Annotated in this window: 1 protein-coding gene; it reads right to left on the bottom strand. The window is 42.1% G+C overall.

Translation table 11 applies throughout. The features are described 5' to 3' along the window. Positions 1–128: 128 nt before the first annotated feature. The coding region (gene alr, locus ACZFYI_RS20315; RefSeq protein WP_462525941.1) for an alanine racemase at positions 129–1531 on the bottom strand (1403 nt) is incomplete at its 5' end.

The following is a 1531-nucleotide window of genomic DNA, read 5'->3' on the forward strand; positions in this document are numbered from 1 at the left end:
AGGTCAAATTTGATATTCAAGTGCTTACATAATGTAAAGATACCAAATCAGGCTTGGAGAAAAAAGAATTAATTGATTTAGGTTTCAATGGAGGCTAAGGTTTGATAAAAAAGAAATACTAAATTTCTTCAATCCAGATAATAAACCCGCTTGACCCTGCTGCTGATATTGGTGAGCAATTCATAGGGTATGGTTCCGATCCTTTCGGATAGTTCTTTCAAAGAAATCCCCGGTCCATAAATAATCACTTCGTCTCCTTCATTGGCCTCTATTCCGGTAATATTGACCATGGTCATATCCATGCAGACATTGCCGATGACAGGGGCCTTTTTCCCATGGATGAGGACAAATCCTTTGCCATTGCTGAACCTGCGGTCATAGCCATCTGCATAGCCCAATGCGATAGTTGCGATTTTCCCGTCTTCTTCCATAATACCTTTTCTGCTGTACCCGATGCTATGGCCTTTGGGGACGGATTTGATTTGGGAAATAGTAGTTTTCAGGGTGCTGATCGATTTGAGATGGGTTTCAAATTTCCCGGAAACTTCAACCCCATACAGCCCTATTCCCAACCTCACCATATCCATCTGATACTCCGGAAACTGTATGATTCCGGCCGAATTCAATGCATGTCGAAGCGGTTTATAACTTAAGCTTGCACCGATGGTGTCACACATGCTAAGGAATGATCGAAGCTGTTCCAACGAAAAATCCCTGTGTATTTCCTCATCGGCACCCACTAGATGGGTATATATGCTCTCAATGATCAATTGTGGATAACTATTAATCATTGAAATCAATTCTTGAATATGCTCTTTTTCAAAACCGAGTCTATGCATCCCTGTGTCCATGTCCAAATGGATCTTCATGCGGATATTTCTGTTTTGACAAAACTTTCCCAATTGCTTAAAGAAATCAAGGCTGTACACCACTGGCTCAAGATCGAATTTTTCTAAGTGGATAAATGATTCCTGAACCGGATTGAGAACCATAATCGGCAATCGGATTCCTTCTTCCCTCAAAGCCACCCCTTCATCAGTATAGGCGACAGCAAGGTAATCTGCGCGTAACTGCTGCAAGTGGTTGGCGATTTCGGCGGCCCCGCCACCATAGGCAAAAGCCTTGACCATAACCATAACTTTGGTGGATGGAAAGATTTGGGTTTTGTAAAAGTTGTAATTATGCGTCAACGCATTCAGGTTGATTTCCAAAGTCGTACCGTGAATCCTTTGTTGTAGCCTGTTGACAACTACCTCAAACCCGAATTTTCTTGCCCCTGTCACCAATATCAGGTCATTCTCAAAATCCTCTTTGGAGATATGGGACATCAATGCTTCTGTATTTGGGAAAAACACCGATTTACCTTGGTAGTTTTTGGTGAACAATTTTATATTTTCACCGACTCCGATCAGAAAGTCGATTTGGTGGAAGTTCAGGAGTTCGCCAACTTCTGTATAGACGATTTCAGTATTTCCGACCTGAAGCATGTCAGAAAGAATGATGACTTTCCTTCTTTTGGGCCTTTGTGCCG

This window comes from Aquiflexum sp. (assembly GCF_977115555.1).